The 17226-nt window shown below is 45.5% G+C and carries 14 protein-coding genes; 9 read left to right on the top strand and 5 right to left on the bottom strand.

Annotation, left to right across the window (positions count from 1 at the left end; all coding sequences use genetic code 11):
* Positions 1-196: 196 nt before the first annotated feature.
* Together MMG82_RS10465 and MMG82_RS10460 are read right to left on the bottom strand one after the other, a co-directional pair.
* Positions 197-658 carry a MarR family transcriptional regulator gene (locus MMG82_RS10465; RefSeq protein ID WP_037417825.1) on the bottom strand — a complete coding sequence of 154 codons (462 nt, stop codon included), beginning with the start codon at positions 656-658 and terminating at the stop codon, positions 197-199.
* Positions 658-1806 carry a cation diffusion facilitator family transporter gene (locus tag MMG82_RS10460; protein ID WP_277622191.1) on the bottom strand — a complete coding sequence of 383 codons (1149 nt, stop codon included), beginning with the start codon at positions 1804-1806 and terminating at the stop codon, positions 658-660. The genes MMG82_RS10465 and MMG82_RS10460 overlap by 1 nt, the downstream gene beginning before the upstream one ends.
* A gap of 626 nt (positions 1807-2432) precedes the next feature.
* Here MMG82_RS10460 and gloA point away from each other — a divergent pair.
* Positions 2433-2843: a lactoylglutathione lyase gene (gene gloA, locus MMG82_RS10455; protein WP_037417829.1), complete on the top strand. Its 411-nt coding sequence runs from the start codon at positions 2433-2435 to the stop codon at positions 2841-2843.
* Between the two features lie 94 nt (positions 2844-2937).
* Here gloA and msrQ read toward each other — a convergent pair whose 3' ends face one another.
* Both msrQ and msrP read right to left on the bottom strand, forming a co-directional pair.
* The gene (gene msrQ / locus MMG82_RS10450; RefSeq protein WP_047539649.1) at positions 2938-3585 is read right to left on the bottom strand and encodes a protein-methionine-sulfoxide reductase heme-binding subunit MsrQ; all 648 of its coding nucleotides are present in this window, start codon (positions 3583-3585) and stop codon (positions 2938-2940) included.
* 106 nt (positions 3586-3691) lie between these two features.
* Entirely contained in the window at positions 3692-4726 is a 1035-nt protein-coding gene (gene msrP, locus MMG82_RS10445) for a protein-methionine-sulfoxide reductase catalytic subunit MsrP (protein WP_069454838.1), read from the bottom strand.
* A 274-nt stretch (positions 4727-5000) separates the two neighbouring features.
* Here msrP and rmuC point away from each other — a divergent pair, with 274 nt between their 5' ends.
* The 5 genes from rmuC (at position 5001) to MMG82_RS10420 (ending at position 12405) form a co-directional block, all read left to right on the top strand.
* Positions 5001-6614 (top strand): DNA recombination protein RmuC, encoded by a 1614-nt coding sequence (gene rmuC, locus MMG82_RS10440; RefSeq protein ID WP_047539645.1) that lies wholly within the window; start codon positions 5001-5003, stop codon positions 6612-6614.
* Positions 6615-6682: 68 nt separating this feature from the next.
* Positions 6683-8608, top strand: a complete 1926-nt coding sequence (locus MMG82_RS10435; protein WP_047539644.1) for a transglycosylase SLT domain-containing protein — start codon at positions 6683-6685, stop codon at positions 8606-8608.
* Positions 8609-8801: 193 nt separating this feature from the next.
* Positions 8802-9503, top strand: a complete 702-nt coding sequence (locus MMG82_RS10430) for an EAL domain-containing protein (protein ID WP_047539643.1) — start codon at positions 8802-8804, stop codon at positions 9501-9503.
* A gap of 862 nt (positions 9504-10365) precedes the next feature.
* Positions 10366-11796 (top strand): hypothetical protein, encoded by a 1431-nt coding sequence (locus MMG82_RS10425; RefSeq protein ID WP_144346285.1) that lies wholly within the window; start codon positions 10366-10368, stop codon positions 11794-11796.
* A gap of 201 nt (positions 11797-11997) precedes the next feature.
* The gene (locus MMG82_RS10420) at positions 11998-12405 is read left to right on the top strand and encodes a DUF6404 family protein (protein WP_047539639.1); all 408 of its coding nucleotides are present in this window, start codon (positions 11998-12000) and stop codon (positions 12403-12405) included.
* Positions 12406-12693: 288 nt separating this feature from the next.
* Here MMG82_RS10420 and MMG82_RS21595 read toward each other — a convergent pair whose 3' ends face one another.
* On the bottom strand, positions 12694-12825 hold the full coding sequence (locus MMG82_RS21595) for a hypothetical protein (protein ID WP_269430391.1): 132 nt from the start codon (positions 12823-12825) through the stop codon (positions 12694-12696).
* 146 nt (positions 12826-12971) lie between these two features.
* Here MMG82_RS21595 and MMG82_RS10415 point away from each other — a divergent pair, with 146 nt between their 5' ends.
* Genes MMG82_RS10415 through MMG82_RS10405 form a run of 3 tightly spaced genes read left to right on the top strand, consistent with a single transcriptional unit; the run spans position 12972 to position 17181 of the window.
* On the top strand, positions 12972-13883 hold the full coding sequence (locus MMG82_RS10415) for an AAA family ATPase (protein ID WP_172589220.1): 912 nt from the start codon (positions 12972-12974) through the stop codon (positions 13881-13883).
* Positions 13884-13933: 50 nt separating this feature from the next.
* Positions 13934-15022: a DUF58 domain-containing protein gene (locus MMG82_RS10410; protein ID WP_241406826.1), complete on the top strand. Its 1089-nt coding sequence runs from the start codon at positions 13934-13936 to the stop codon at positions 15020-15022.
* Between the two features lie 23 nt (positions 15023-15045).
* Positions 15046-17181, top strand: coding sequence for a DUF3488 and transglutaminase-like domain-containing protein (locus MMG82_RS10405; RefSeq protein WP_181159824.1), 2136 nt, complete (start codon positions 15046-15048; stop codon positions 17179-17181).
* Positions 17182-17226: the final 45 nt, after the last annotated feature.

Genomic DNA, 17226 nt, shown 5'->3' with positions numbered 1-17226 from the left:
TTAATTTCTGCTCTACATTACCTTAATTGATTTTCAGTTCAACTTTTAATCCAACAAGAATGTAACAAAAGATAAGATATTGTAATCACGGATGATTAATCGAGAATGAATCGAAAATATTCAAGATGTTGTGTCATAAAAAAAGCGCCCATCGGGGCGCTTTAATCGTGACTTAATGAGCTACATAAATGTGCAATTAAAACTCTTGGTTCATCCGCGTCAGCAGGTTCAGCAGCACGCTGCGCTCCTCCGCGCTCATTTTAGCGGTGAGATCGGTCGTTAATTGCAAATGCAGCGCATCATGCTCAAGAAATAGTGCTTGGCCCTTTTCGGTTAACTCGACCAGAATCGAGCGCCTATCGGTTTCGTGCGGGCGGCGCACAACCCATTGGGATTCGACCATCTTATCGATTTGCACCGTAAGCGTGCCAGTCGTTACCCCAATTTTATCAGCAAGTTCCTTCATCCGCATCGCGCCGTGCACTCCCAATAATTCAATGGTGTGAACCTGTGATAGGCTAAAACCCTTATCACGCACGATAGCATGCTCCCAAGATGATAATTTTTCATAAAACTCAATAATCACATGGTTTAACGCCTGATCCGTGGAATGGACGGCCGAGGCTGATAGAGCATCATGCTGCGGTGCAACTGTCATTAGGCTTCCTTAGCGACACACTCACGTTGACGACAAGTATGCAGCTCAATAGTAATATGGGATAACTCAGGGAACTTAGTCAGTAACTGATTAAAATAACTGGCTTCTTTCGGTGAGTGGGACACTATGGATAACATAATAGCATGGTGATCGGCACTCACGCGCCAAATATGTAAATCGGCGACTTGGTGATCAGGCACCGCTTCAATGGTTTCGCGCACTTTACGCTGTAACGCTGCATTTACCCCGCCGTCGAGCAAAATTGGACTCGTTTGCTGAATCAATCCCCATGACCAGCGACTGATAATAATTGCCCCTACAATCCCCATAATCGGGTCGAGCCAGGTTAAGCCCATATATTTACCGAATAAGAGTGCGGCAATCGCCAGCACTGAGGTTAATGCATCAGCTAATACGTGAAAATAAGCCGCTCTAAGGTTGTGATCATGCCCCGAATGCCCATGTGCGTGGTTGTGTGAATGGTCGTCATGGTCATGGTCATGGTCATGGTCATGGTCAGCAGCATGATGATCGTGCCCATGGCAGCAATGATTATCTTGATGAGCCTTATGGTCATCGTTCTCATCATCATGATCATGTGCGTGAGTGTTGCCATGAGAGTGACCGTGTGAATGTCCATGGTCGTGGGAGTGATGGTCTTTCAACAAAAACACGCTTAATACGTTCACACTTAATCCAATCAAGGCTACGAAAATGGCCTCATTAAAGTGAATATTCTCAGGGTTTATCAAACGCATCCCTGATTCGATAAGCATGATAAGTGCAACCAGTCCTAAAGCAATTGCACTGGTATACCCCCCAAGTACACTGACCTTACCAGTACCAAAGGCAAACGCAGGATCATTGGCGTGCTTACGGGCATAGGAATAGGCAAACAGCGTGATCATAAAGGCGGCGGCATGGGTGCCCATATGCCAACCATCGGCCAGCAATGCCATAGAGCCGTATATCGTGCCCGCCACAATCTCGGCCACCATAGTGATAACCGTTAAATACAGCACATAACGGGTATTTTTTTCGCCATCAGTATTTTGTGTAGAGAATCCATGGGGATGTTGCCATTGGGCGATGGAGTGTCCAACGCCATGACTTGGCTGCGACATTGTTGTTGAGGGTGTTATTTTCATTGTCTTTTCCTACGCTCCCTGCCCTTCTCTAACCGATTGAGGCAACAGTACTTGTGGTGTTTGATGACTTACACCAGTATTTTAGTTTGAAAATCAAAATATATAAATATCAAAATAATCATTTTTCAAACTATTTGCAGAAATATTGCCGACAATCACGAGATGTTAAAACGGACAGATACGGAAAATGGCGGAGTCTAGAAACACAAAGGCGCTTAAATCAACCGATTTAAGCGCCTTAACACAGGATTTGATTAGAATGCGGTATCAGAACATAGATACGAAGAATGCACTGAAAAATAAAGCAATTACAACTGTAGTACCTAGCGCCATTTTAAGTTCGGTGTTCATATTCACTCTCCTAGTGGGTATGAACCCATTATTATCAAGCCTGCGATAAATGCCTATATTGAGATAGTTATTTTGTGAGCAAGACCTAAATTATCCTGTACTTTTCACATTGCATTTAATGGTTACGTGATACAGCTCACACCACGCAACCTCGCCTAGCGCACATCAATTCAAAAATCAAGGCATAGCAATTCGCTTATTCGATTAACATTAAGACTCGATTAACAATGATTTTTGTTATAATGCCGGCATAATTCATTGACCGAGATAATCCTATGTCACAACTGTTACACACAATGATCCGCGTTGGTAACTTAGAGCGCAGTATTAATTTTTACACTCAAATACTTGGCATGAAGTTACTACGCACCTCAGAAAACCCAGAATACAAATATTCTTTAGCCTTCGTGGGCTACGGTGAAGAGTCAACAGGGCAAGCGGTGATTGAATTGACCTATAACTGGGGCACTGAAAAATACGATCTCGGCACAGGCTTTGGCCATATCGCCATTGGTGATGAAGACATTTATGCTCGTTGTGAAGCCATTGCCGCCGCAGGCGGTAAAGTGACACGCGCGCCTGGCCCTGTTGCAGGTGGCACCACCGAAATCGCCTTTGTGGAAGACCCTGACGGCTATAAGATTGAATTTATTCAAATGAAATCGGCAACCCAAGGTTTAGGTTAAACCTATTCTCTTCCAACGTCTGATATAAAAACGGCGCTTGCATTGTATGCAAACGCCGTTTTCTTTGCTCGTTGATAAATGCCAACACTACAGATTATCGCTTGCCCTCGGCGGCCATCGCGATACGGCTGCTGCGCTTCTTCTGCCAAATGGGTAAACGCCATGCGAGCAACAAACCAAAACCGAGGATATACAGACTCGGTTCGATGATTTCGGATTTGACCGACCAATAAAAATGGATTGGTGCCAGTATCGCCACAAGATATACCCCATTGTGCAGCGTTTGCCAACGGCGGCCCATTTTTCGCATTAAGACCTTAAATGAGGTAATCGCTAAGGCGCTCACAATCACATAAGCCACAGCACCAACTAAAATATAAGGCCGTTTCGCCACCTCGCTGAAAAACAACTCCCAGGCAAACAGCAGATCTAAGCTGAAAAACGCCACAATATGCAGTGTGGCATAGGCAAACACATACAAGCCGACAAGCCTGCGAGTCTGCATTAACCAACCTAACTTAAATCTCTTGGCAATAGGTGAAATCAGTAGTGTTGCCAGTAGCGCATTGAGTGCACCAATTCCAGTAAAGTGGATAATATACTGCACAGGGTCGCCGCCCGCACGCCCCGACAGCACAGTAAAAACCAACCAAGTAATCGGGATAAGCCCAATCAAATGAAAGACTAACTTTACCCAGAGCAGCTGTTTTGGTGTGACTCTTAACGCCGTGATGTTGAACATAAGACTCCTACTCTTTTTCCCCTTTAAAGGCGCTAACCACTATCTCGCTAGACAGATATTGCAACTGGCGCAATCGATTGCGCCTAGAATACGGTCGCCGAATGGGTTAATAAAATTGCCTCAAATCCATGCCGTCATATAAAGAGGCCACAAACTCGCCATAGCCATTAAAAGGCAATGTATCGATGCGCTGCGCCGAGAATAACCCACCTTCACCGATGCGCCGCTCACTCGCCTGTGACCACCGGGGATGATCGACAGCTGGGTTCACATTGGCATAAAACCCGTACTCATGGGGTGCGAGTTGATTCCAGCTGGTGGGTGGCTGCTTGTCCATCACCCGAATACGCACAATCGATTTAATGCTCTTAAAACCATATTTCCACGGCACCACTAAGCGGATCGGCGCACCGTTTTGCGGCGGCAGGGTTTTACCATACAGCCCGACTGACATCAGCGTCAGTTCATTCATCGCCTCGGCAATGGTTAAGCCTTCCACATAGGGATAATGAATGCCACCGCCCATTAAACGGCTTTTTTGTCCTGGCATTTGCTCGGGATCGAAGGCGGTCTCAAAAGCAACATATTTTCCCTTGCTGGTTACGCCCACTTTTTTCAATAACGCCGCAAGTGGAAATCCAACCCAAGGGATCACCATCGACCAAGCTTCAACGCAGCGCAGTCGATAAGTACGCTCTTCAAGCGGAAACAGCTTAGTCAGATCCTGATAATCAAGCGTCATAGGGCGCTCAACTTCGCCTTCAATACGCAATTGCCAAGGGTCGACTTTATACTGCTGCGCATTATCAGACGGGTCTTGTTTGCTGGTACCAAACTCATAAAAGTTATTATGGGTTGTGACCTTATCAAATGGTGTAAGCACCTCACCCTGACCAAAGCGCGCATTGGCCTCAAAAGTCAGTGGCGTGGTGATAAAGCTGGTTTTGGGCTGATCACCAAACAGATCGAATAATCCCGCCTGCACATAACCTGGGATACTGGCACCAATCGCACCTAACCCCATGGCTTTCACTATGTGGCGGCGCGCCTTAAAGACCGACTCAGGAGTAACTTGATTGTCTTGTATATGCCAGCGTGCTTTTTTCAAAATACCCGGTGTAAAACGTGATTGATTAGCCAATTGACACCTCTGCAGAAATAAAATGTTATGTACCGGCTTTTGCTAACGCTAAGCGCTCACCCATAAAGCTCAGGTAAATTAACCTGTGTTGATAAGCTGTAGGGATATAGACACAGAAAACCGCAAAAAAATTTCATCCCTCACACTATATCAACCTAAGCGACTAAGTCTTGCTCATTTGAGTCATCAGCTAAACAGATTGTTTATTAAAGCACTTGAAGCCTTTCTAGGGGCATGCGACCCTAGGCGCCATCGCAAAAGGAGTGCTAGTAAGATGCCATTTTCTCAATCTTTTTCCCTCGCCCAGATCATCGGCCTAATCGCCGTGGCCTTTTTAGGACTGTTAATCGGTGCCCTACTCAATCAACGTCTCACCCGTTCTCGCTGGCAACAGTTTAAGGACGAGTTAGAACAAGAAATGCGCCAAGTGAACGAAGATGCAGAACTTTCCCTCGCGCAGCAGCAAATCTTAGTGGACGATAAAGATAGCCAACTCCGTCAATGCCAGCAGCGCCTAGAGCAAAAAATCGAACATCTAGGCAAAGCCGAGGCCTTAGCCGAGCGCGTGCCGAGTTTAGAGCAGCAATTAAACGATAGTCATCGCCGTCAACTCGAATTACAACTGGCGTTGTCTAAATCCAATGCCCTACAACAAACCATTCAGGCCAAAGCGGATGCCCAGCAAGAATCACTGCGGGAAAAGATCGCCACCCTAGAAAGTGCCGAAGTACGTCTGCAAACCCAATTTGAAAATCTTGCCAACCGTATTTTCGAAGAGCGCAGCGAAAACTTTAAACACCAAAACGCCAATCAATTAGAAGGCGTACTTGGGCCGTTAAAGCAACAGTTAGAAGGTTTTAGGCAGCAAATCCGCGAATCCTATAACCATGAGCAATCCGAGCGTAGTGCACTCAAACATCAATTAGAGCACTTGCGTGAGCTCAACTTAAAAATGAGCCAAGATGCCATTAACCTGACAAAAGCCCTAAAAGGCGATAATAAGCAGCAAGGCAACTGGGGCGAAGTGATTTTAGACCGCGTGCTGCAAGAAAGTGGCCTGCGCGAAGGCCACGAGTACCACACCCAGCAGGATCTCAAAGATGACAGCGGCAAACGCTTTAAGCCCGATGTCATCGTGCATTTGCCTGAAAATAAAGACGTGGTGATTGATGCTAAGATGTCACTTATCAGCTACGAGCGCTATTTTAACAGTGAAGATCCGCTGGTGCGCGAACAGGCCATCAATGAGCATGTGCTATCCATACGCAACCACATTAAAGGCTTGAGCCAAAAAGATTATCAGCGTTTACACGGGCTTAAAAGCTTAGATTATGTGCTGATGTTTATCCCCATCGAGCCCGCATTTTTGCTGGCTTTAGAGCATGACCCAAGCCTTGTTAACTTTGCCCTTGAGCAAAATATTATGCTGGTCAGCCCAACCAACCTCTTGGTTGCCCTGCGTACCATCAATAATATCTGGCGTTACGAGTATCAAAACCAACACGCCCAAACCATTGCCAAACAAGCAGGCCGGATCTACGACAAACTCTGCGGCTACCTCGACGATATGGAAAAACTTGGCCGCGCTTTAGATAACGCCGAGAAAACCTATCACAGTGCCATGAATAAATTATCCTCTGGCAAAGGCAATTTGGTACGTCAAGCGCATTTAATGCAGCAACTGGGTGTTGATACCAGCAAACAACTCGATAAGATGTTACTTGAGAAGGCGCTCAATGAAGCCTTAGACGACAGTGATATTGATGAAACCAGCGAGTTCGAAAACGATAGCTTAGCTAAAACAACTGAACACCAAACCAGGGTAACAAAAATTGAGGATGCCACCGCACTCGAACAACTCAACACCCAAACGCAGCAAAACGCCTAAATCACTATTAATCCTGAATCGATAGGGAAAAATCGATTGTAACCTTGATGCCCGGAGGCAAGTTCTGCATGTGCAACCCATTCACAAAGATGGTGTTATCCAGCGCAATTATTATCGCAGGTGCATTTAATGCCTCTGCGGCTTTTGCTTTAACGTCGACCCAAAAGACTTTTCTTGAGGCTGAAAAAGCCTTGAAGAAACAAGACTATGCAACCTATAAGCCCCTGCGTGCTAAGTTAGGTGAATATCCGCTGGCGATCTACTTAGACCATGATATCGATATAGGTCGGCTCAATGATTTACGCGGTAATGACGCTAAGTTTTTGATAGATAAATATCAAACAACACCAATGTACCAAAGACTGCGTTCGAAATATTTATTGAATGCTGGTAGCCAAAAGCGCTGGAACGATTTTCTGACGCTGGCTCAAGATGCGCCAACCGATGTCAGGCTACAGTGTTATTTTTATGAGGCAAAACTTGCCAAAGGTGAAACCCAAACCGCCTATACCGCCGCGCAGTCGCTATGGGTCTATGGTGATTCCCGTCCGAAAGAATGTGACCCTCTGTTCAATGCTTGGACCAAAGCGGGCAAGCGCACTCAAGAGGTGATTTGGGCACGGATGTTAGTGAGCTTCGATGAAGGCCAAACCAGTCTTTTGAGCTTTCTATCGCAAAAAATTACGGTCCATAGCGCCGAAGCCAAACGCTTAGTCGCGGTATTTAAAGATCCCAATAGCCTGCGCCATACTGAAAAATTTAAAGACAAAAATCCTATTGTTGGCGATATCGTTGCTGCTGGGTTAAAACGCCTTGCCCGTAAAGATCTCGACCAAGCCATCGATTTATATACTCGGTATCAAAAAGCCAAACGTTTTAGTCCCGCGCAAGATCTACAGCTGCAAAAGTATCTGGTGCGCCGAGTATTGATTGAGCAGGATGATAATTTTAAAGACTGGGCCGATAATCTGCTGCCAGAGATGAAAAGCGACGATATGTTCGAACGTCGTTTACGTTGGGCGATTCGTGAGCAGGACAGCACCCATATTGCTCGCTACTTAGATTTATTATCACCTGAAGCTCAAGCCAAAGAACGCTGGCAATATTGGCTGTATCGCACCAATGCCAAACACGCCCCAGAAAGCGCAACCAAAGCCCTAGCGGCCGTTAGCAATGAGCGCGGCTTTTACGGTTTTGCCGCCTCACAATTATTGAATAAGCCCGTATCGCTAAATCAAAGTCCTGAGCCAGTTATCAATGGGAACAGTCCGAAACTCGAAGATGATTTGGGTTTTGTGCGCGTACAGGAGTTGATGGCGCTCGATCGTTACTTCGATGCCCGTTATGAATGGGTGGCACTGCTCAAACGCAGCAATAATGACATGCGTGCTCGTTATGGCCGTTATGCCCATGATCAAGGCTGGTATGACTTTGGCGTCGAAGCCAGTATTCAAGGCAAACTTTGGGACGACATCCCTCTACGGTTCCCAATGGCGCATCAATCAGGCTTCGAACATGCGAGCAAAAAGCACAAAGTTAATATCGATGAAATCCGCGCCATTAGCCGACGCGAAAGTGCGTTTTTCCTTTATGCAACGTCTGGCGTTGGTGCCCGCGGTTTAATGCAGATTATGCCCGCCACCGCCAAGGCTACAGCAAAAAAACACGGTGCTAAGTACAATGATCCAAAGGATCTCTACAGTGCCGAACTTAACTTAAATTTAGGCAGCGCCTATTACGCCCAATTATTGAAGGAGTTCAATCAAAACCGCGTATTAGCCACAGCCGCTTATAACGCAGGCCCATCAAGGGTTCGCCGCTGGTTATCGGAATCAAATGGTCAACTCGATGCGATGAGTTTTATCGAGTCTATTCCCTTCACCGAAACCCGCGAATATGTACAAGCCGTGTTAAGTTATCGTTTGATTTACGAAGCGCAAAAACAACAACCACAGCCTTTATTTAACGAGGCTGAGCTGAAGTTCCATTACTAAGGACAAGACTAAATGTAATAAAGGTGGCAAAGGCCACCTTTATTACATTAACAAACATAATACCGTTTCAAATTCATACCGTTAAGCTATGTATATAAAATCAGCAAACGCACATCACTCAGGCAAACTTATTTGCACTTAGCACTATTAAATGCGAATAATTAGCAATTAGTCATTATCCATGCGTTGCTACATGCTCAAGCTCAGCGGTTTATCCTTAAGTTGCGAATACCAACCCTTCGTTTGCCCTCACACTAAACACATTCATGGTTATGAAGCACTCGCCCGTTTCTACCTTGAGCAAGGTCAAGCCATCGCCCCTAATCTGGTATTTGAGCAGTTACACGAAAACAGCGATGCACTTGCTTCAATCGAGTTTCAGGCCAAAGCCTTTCAGCTTGAACACGCCCCCGCTGAACAAAGCTTGTTTGTGAATGTCGATCCCCATGCAGCTAACGGCGTGCATACCCAAAAGTTACTTGACCTATTCTCCAGTCACCCGCAAGTCACAGTAGAGATTATTGAGAATACCTGCATTAATGACGCCGAGCTTGCCAATCAACTGTTTCATCAATTTAAAGCAGCCAATATTAACGTGGCACTTGATGATATCGGTGCGCCCCACTCCATGCTGTCGGTCGATTTAATGATGAATGTGGATTATCTGAAGTTTGATCGTCACTGGCTAAATTTAGTTGCCGAACCTCACGGCATCGCACTACTCAGTGCATTGATTGAATTTGGCAAACGCACTGGCAAACAATGCATCCTCGAAGGCATAGAAACCGACGCCCAGCTCCAGCTAGCCCGCGAGCTGAATGTCGATCTAGTACAGGGATTTTTATTCAAACCTTGGTTTATCCGCCCAGAGCAAAGCGAAAAGTTAATTTGTTAGGGATAATAAGGTGTTATACAAAAATGGCAGAGTGCTTGAAGATTCGCTGCCATTGATAAGTTAGGGGTTATTAGAATCGCATAATCACATAGCGAAGATATGGATTGTCATCGTTTTCCCTGTGACACGCCGCCCTTTTATTTCACAAAAAGCATCCCTGAGGGCTCGACGGCGGCATCTGCTGTACATGGATGTACTAATGCAGCGATCACATGGCCTATGCATCATAGTGGCATTTCCCATATCCTTATGGGTCAGATGTGAAAGAACGGCCATGCCGCCAACGGTCACTGTTACAACAGTGGCAATCTTAACGACCATTAACTGTTCATCAGGCTAAAAGCTTTTTTGCCCCAAAGCGAGATAAGTTTGTCGTCAGGTGTGTAGGATGAATTGTCATTGTTTCCCCAGTGACACGCCGTGAATATGTCCCTATAGGCTCGACGGCGACATCCATGTCGCCAACGGTCACTGTTGCAACAATAGCAATTTTGACGACCATTGCACTGTTCATTTGGCAAAAAAGCTAATGCCCCATTCTAATTCAGCATGTGATTTTAGACAAAATCTAACATACAAAGATTGACCAAATTTTAGTAATGCGACAATGTTACTACATACGCAGTTGAGTCAAGCTGGCACGCAGTCACCGCCAGCCAGCTTCAAGTGAGCCCAATGTTTGCGGAATATGGAGAGTTCAGATACAAGGAAGTCAAATAGCCCATCATCAGCGCACTTCTTATGTACTCTGTAACTCACAAAACAAGCCACGGACACGGAAAACCGCGCCGTTGCGTTATGATCGTTATGTTTTCGCTGTCTGACATAGAGAAACCTTAGAAAATAAGGCAAGGAAAAGAGATTGAAAGATATAAGAAATATTGACTGGGGCAATGACAGTGCTGAAAACGACCCTGCACTAATGACCTACTTTGTAACGCCGTTAAACTTCGATCGAATAACACAGTTTAAGAAAACATTTATCATTGGGCGGAAAGGAGCAGGAAAAACAGCAATCAGGAAGAAGTTAATCAGCAAGTTTGCGGATGAACGCGAGCACATAGTTGTTGAGGTGTCTCCTACAAATGGGATATTTCGAAATCTAGCTGGAGTTGATTTGCTTAAACAAGAACGGGGCGATGAGACAATTTTTCAGTATGCGTGGCTTAATAGCATAATGAGAAAATGCCTCAACTTAATCGGCTCTGTGCAGGATAACAAGCTTACTGTTGGTAGTGCTGAAGCCGCAAGAAAATTTGCTAAAGCCGAAGGTGTTGTCAACTCAGATTTTGTAGAATCAGTTACAACAATTCTTAGCTCTATAAAATTGAAGTTTAAAGACATTGGTGAACTAGGTCTTCAACTAGAGAATATTATTAAAGAGTCATCTGCCATAGATAGATATGAATATCATTTAAAGAACCTTGCAAAGGATGGATGCAAAATAACTATATTGGTCGATGATCTAGATATCGGGTGGGATAACAGTGATAGAAGTAATCAGATACTGTTAGGCTTGCTTACTTCTTCAATGTATCTAAAAGCAATACACGCCAACGTGAATCTAATTATCTTTATTAGAGATGATATATATTCAATATTGATGAAGAAAACTACCCACAGTGACAAGTATAGGGATGTATATAAAATAACGTGGGCCGACGACAATTTCCAAAAGCTGCTAGCGGAGAGAATTAGTCAGTCTCTTGACTCTATGCCGTCAGTTGAAATACAAACGGATTTCCTGAGGGTATTTCCTGAAAAAATTGGCAACCAATTTACACTTGGTTGGATGACTGAGCGAACATTAGGGCGGCCAAGAGAGCTCCTTCAATTATCACGGTTATATACCGAAGCTCTTTCTGAAAACTCTCCATCAGACGATACTTTAAAAGATGTCGAAGAAGAGTATTCTACATGGAAGAAAGAGGATTTATGCGCAGAGTTCGTTAATCAATACCCTGATCTTGATAAAATATTTGACTATTGGAGAAACAACTACTTTAGGACCAAGTATCAAATTGATGAAGATACACTTGAAGAAAGAATGTCCAAAATTCTTGATGAAGTTCGAATCCCTCATGATTGGTTTGTCAACCTTAGTAATAACGCAGATACAAAAGGTTTAGCAAAGATCCTATTTGATATTGGTTTTTTTGGTGATTTCATTAGAGGTGGTGATGGAGGAAGTAAGGTCAGCTACTTCGGTGAAACTCAAAATCCGTTATTGAAAGAAGTGCAAGTCCACCCTTGTTTCAGAAAAGCTGTTGGTACAGTTCAAAGAAATCGTTAAACATAACAAGACCATGCATAGGAACCAAAACAGCTACACTCACTAAACTGTTTTGGTTCTATGATGGCAGTGTTAATCCATAAAAATTTAATTAGAAACTCACCGAGTAGAGTTATAAATCTAACACACTTGTGTCCCAAAGTGAGCCTGTGAATCACTCTACACCAGACTGATTCATGTGAATAATTAAGAGGTTTAGATATGACATTTAAATGCAAAATGAATACGTATTTTAAAATAATGGAACAAAAAGGTATTTCTAAGCTAACTTACTCACCACCATTTTATCGGCTTCTGTGGAAATATGGTGTTAATTTTCAACCTCCCTTATTAGCAAGTTTTAAGACTACTCTTGCTGTTCAGACTGCTTACTTTTTCAGCTTTTTTTCTATCATCTTATCCATTTTATCCTTCATATTTTTTTATACTAATGACCTTTTCAAAGATGTAGCCGCCATCGAAGAGCTAATTATGCTTTATATGAAACTCTGCTTCATATCATTAGGCTATGGTTTATCTGTTTCTTGGTATTGTGGTCAACTGAAAAAGAAGTATAACCTGCCCGATTGGGGTGATCTTGCTGAAGAGTGTGCAGATGAATCGTTCTAGGACAGACTGATTCACCTAAGCTCCTAAAACCCGTCTCTATCCTCCATTTGCGGCTATTATGGGGCGGTTTTTCCCCTAAGATGAATCACTGATATCCAGACAAGTCATTCATGTCTCTGTTATGCCTATTCCGACAGGTGATATCGAGTGTTGGTTAGTTTGTTGTCAAACGAAGTATTGCTATTAGAATAGTTAATCCAAATCTGGCTAATAAGAGTGAATTATTTAGCAAGGTTTTGTCCCAAAACGTGTTGTTTATTTCTTTAAAATTTACAGGCGACGCAGATGCTAAATAGGTGAGTCGTGGCGATTAGCGAGACGACCGTCCGCCCCACGGACGGGGCGGTCGAGCATCCACGGATGGACTCGCTGCGCGTCGTTGAGCAAATGCCATAGCTCACCTATATATCTATGCTTCAAAGCTCCAAGCAGTAAGACCTACATAAGGTTACTTAGCAACGACTCACTAAGCCGATTGATTTCACAGTAAAAGCGACTGGCTAAGCGCAACATATTCCGCCATAGTGGTAGAGCGAATGACCTCATCCATGCACAAGGAGTCTCCCGTGGCACATTCTGGTTTAAGCCAACTATTACAACAACTTGAACAGGTATTATTGGGCAAGCCACGGCAAATTCGCTTAGCCCTCGCCTGTATTCTCGCTCGTGGGCACCTGTTAATTGAAGATTTACCCGGTATGGGCAAAACCAGCTTGTCCCATGCCCTCGCCCAGAGCCTAGGCTTAAGTTATCAACGCATTCAATTTACCAGTGATATGCTGCCCGCCGATATTCTCGGGGTATCGATTTTTGATAAACACCAAGCGCAATTTGTGTTTCATCCCGGCCCGATTTTTAAGCAGATGGTGCTGGCCGATGAGATTAACCGCGCCAGTCCTAAGACGCAAAGCGCACTACTCGAGGCCATGGCCGAGCAGCAAATTTCTGTCGATGGCGTCACCCACAGATTGCCCAATCCATTTTTTGTGATTGCTACGCAAAACCCGACGGAGCAATCAGGCACCTTCCCACTGCCCGAATCCCAGCTCGACCGCTTTATGATGCGGATTTCCATTGGTTATCCGAGCCACGATGCCGAGCTTGCGATGCTCAAAACAGTACAAACGCCGCAAACCCTCGATAATCTGCCGCAATGTTTAACCCCTTTGGCGTTAACCCAATTGCAGGAGCAATGCGATAAGGTCACTGCATCCGATGCACTGCTTAATTATATTTTGGCCTTAATCCATGATTCTCGCAGCCAAACGGACGCCATTGGCCTGTCGCCACGGGCAACCAAAGCCCTGTTACAAGCGGCCAAGGCTTGGGCATTTTTAGAAGGTAGACACTATTTAGTGCCCGAAGATGTGCAGGCGGTGTTTTGCAGCGTCGCCGAACATCGACTGCGCACCAGCAGTCAATTACAGGGAGAAGCGCTCTCGGAGCGGATCCTCGCAGGTGTGAATCCGATCATGTAACGGCTCAATCAGCCATTAAATGTGAATATTGATAAGAAGATGAGGACAGTGTGAAACGCGTGTTTTCTGCTTTTTGGCAGCGCTGGTTGGCAAGGCGCATGCCGCCCAGTTCTGAGTTCACCTTAAGCCATCGCAGTATCTTTATTCTGCCCAGTGGCTTTGGGTTTGTTTGGCTGGGGCTGGTATTGCTACTGTACTTGTTTGGTACTAACTATCAGAACAATCTCGTGATTGGCCTGAGTATTTTGCTGCTCAGCTTATTCAATACCTGCATTCTCTATAGTTACAAAAACTTAGCAGGGCTACGACTACGGGCACTGACGCCGCCGGAGGTGTATGCGGGCGAGACGATCACTTTTCCTATTTTGCTTAACTCAAACCACAGCAGCCATCATATCAGCCTAAATTATCCGAATAATTTAGGCTATTTAGTCAAACACGTTGGTACGCAGGACGAGCAAGCGCTAGTGTCGTTTGCAAATCAACAGCGTGGAATAGTCTCCGCTGGACGGCTGAAGATTGAATCCACCTACCCTTTAGGACTCTGCCGTGCTTGGTCGCATATCGACCTTGATAACGCCCATATTGTCTATGCCCAGCCGCTTGAAAGCCCCTTACAACTTGAAGCCGCAACGGAATCCGGACAGGACGAACCGCTTGAGCGAGCAGGCAAATATATTGCTGGCATTGATGAATATAAAGGCCTTAAACCCCATGTGCTCGGTGAGTCATTAAAGCAAGTGGCATGGAAACAATGGGCCCAAGGGCGTGGCATGTTAACCAAGGAGTTTGAACAGCCTCAAGGTGATCCGGTCTGGTTAAAATTAGCCCCTGATCCTACGCACCTCGAACAGCAACTCAGCCAATTAAGCTGGCAGGTGAACCGCTTAAGTCAGCTTGAGCAATATTTTGGCCTTTGGCTGCAACAGCCTAATGGGGAAGATATTATTCTGGCGCCCGCCCTCGGTAACTCGCACCGAATCGCCTGCCAACGGGCACTGGCGCTTTATGGAACACATACACAAACGCAAGATACAAGCGACAAATTATCTGTTAATCATGGATTTAGTCATAAGCCACATATTCCTCCCCACAGGCATAGCACTCAAACAGCATCACATGTTGAGGATCGCCTATGAGCCTCAAATCAATGACTAGTGCAATGGCCACTGAAAGTGCAGCTCAGCTAAATGCCTATCGCGCTAATGGACCTCAAACTGGGGATAATATCAGTCGTCAAACCCTGTTTTGGCTATTGCTCACCAATTTAGCAGTGCTCAGCCCGTTATTTGATAAAACCACCCCTTGGACCCTTGGGATCTGCGCCATTTGCTTGCTGTGGCGCATTGGTATCTATGTCGGCAAAGTCGCTAAACCTCCCCGTTATCTTGTCACAAGCCTTGCTATCGGCGCGGCAATCACGCTGGCACTGGTCTCGGGCACAATTGGGCTATTAAACGCTTTAGTCAACCTGCTCATTTTAGGTTATGCATTAAAATACATTGAGATGCGAAGTGTTAGGGATGTAAGAGCCGTCGTGATTGTCGGCTATTTTTTAATTGCCCTCACCTTTATTGACCACCAATCCATGCTCAATACCGTGCACCTTATTGGCGTCACGATTATCAATACCTGCGTACTGGTCACCCTCTACCAAAGCCAACATCGCTGGCAACACACGGCATGGATTGGGGCTAAGTTATTGCTGCAAAGTATGCCCTTAGCGTTATTACTTTTTTTGGTGCTGCCCCGTTTTGCACCGCTTTGGCTTGTGCCCAATGTGAAGGAAGCCCAAACCGGGCTCTCGGACTCCCTTGCCGTGGGCGATATCAGTAAACTCACTCGCTCATCGGCCTTGGCATTTAGGGTGAGTTTTACCGATGCCAGCCCCACGCAAGCCGAACTCTACTGGCGCGCCCTAGTGCTGGAAGATTATGACGGCTTAACATGGCGCCAAGATGCGGGTATCAAACAAATTCAAAAGGATGCGTTTTTCTTTCCGCCCTCAAGGCCAGATCCTGCGCGGCAGTTGCCCTCGTTAACGCCAAAAACACAAAACAGTACCAGCAATAGCCAACCAAGGGTTTACCGTTACCAAGTGATTGCCGAACCCAGTCATCAACCTTGGCTATTTGGCCTTGATGTGGCCTACAGCCAAGATGATAAGCTGGTGAATTTGCCCGACTATCGGCTCTATGCGCTGCGTAATGTCGATCAACGAATGGGCTACAATGCCAGTTCGTGGCCACAGGCGAAAATGGATCTCACCTTAAGTGACAAACAGCGACAAATAAACCTCAATCTACCAGCGGACAGCAATCCCCGAGCGCGCCAACTCGCCGCTGAATTTAAGGCTAAATATCCAGAACCCCATAAGCGACTTTGGGCCATGATGGGCTATTTTAATCAACAGCCGTTCTTCTATACCCTCACGCCCCCACCGATTGGCCGCCAGCAAGTCGATGACTTTCTGTTTGAAAACAAAGCAGGATTTTGCGCCCATTATGCCTCTGCCTTTATTTTTATGGCGCGCGCCAGCGGCATACCAGCACGGATGGTGACAGGCTATCAAGGAGGCGAATACAACCCACAGGCCAATTACCTCAGCGTGTATCAATACATGGCCCACGCCTGGGCCGAGGTGTGGCTCGAGAATGAAGGCTGGGTGCGTTTTGATCCGACCGCCATGGTGGCACCTAATCGGATTGAACAAGGCTTTGATGCCGAGTTTTCCCCTGAGCAAAGTTACCTGCAAGAAAGCCCTTTTAGCAGTTTACGATTTAAATCTATGCCTTGGCTCAACGAGTTGAGGCAACGCTTTGCTAGCGTTGATTATTACTGGAGTTTGTGGGTGCTCGGTTTTAATCAAGAACGGCAGAACAAAGTGCTAAGCGGTATTTTAGGAGAAGTCACTAAGGCCAAAGTCGCAATGTTTATGAGTGTGTGTATTGGGCTTATTGGCCTCTATATCGCCTACAGCGTAGGGCTATTTCGCTTTAAAAGGGAACAAGATCCCATCAGCGCTAAGTACCAACGCATTTGCCAGCGACTCAGTAAATTTGGCATCGCCCGCCCAGCCCACTTAGGCCCGAACGCCTTTGCAGCGCAGCTTATTGACACGCACCAGCAGCAATCCCCTCTGTTTTGTCGTGAGTTTGACACGTTCACCCAAAGCTACGTCGCATTGAAATACCAAAACTTGGCGGATAACGACTATCAAGTGGCGCTAAAGCGCTTTAATGCCGCGGCCAAAGCCCTCAACTGGCTGCTATTTGGCCCAAGTAAACAGTTAAAATAGATAGGATAGACCGCGGACAGACAAGATTGTTGAATCTTATAAATC

The sequence above is a fragment of the Shewanella sp. MM_2022_3 genome, from assembly GCF_022557375.1.
GTDB classification, from domain to species: Bacteria; Pseudomonadota; Gammaproteobacteria; order Enterobacterales; family Shewanellaceae; genus Shewanella; species Shewanella xiamenensis.
Note: the sequence above shows the minus strand (reverse complement) of the source record. Positions and strands in the feature narration are given on the sequence as shown.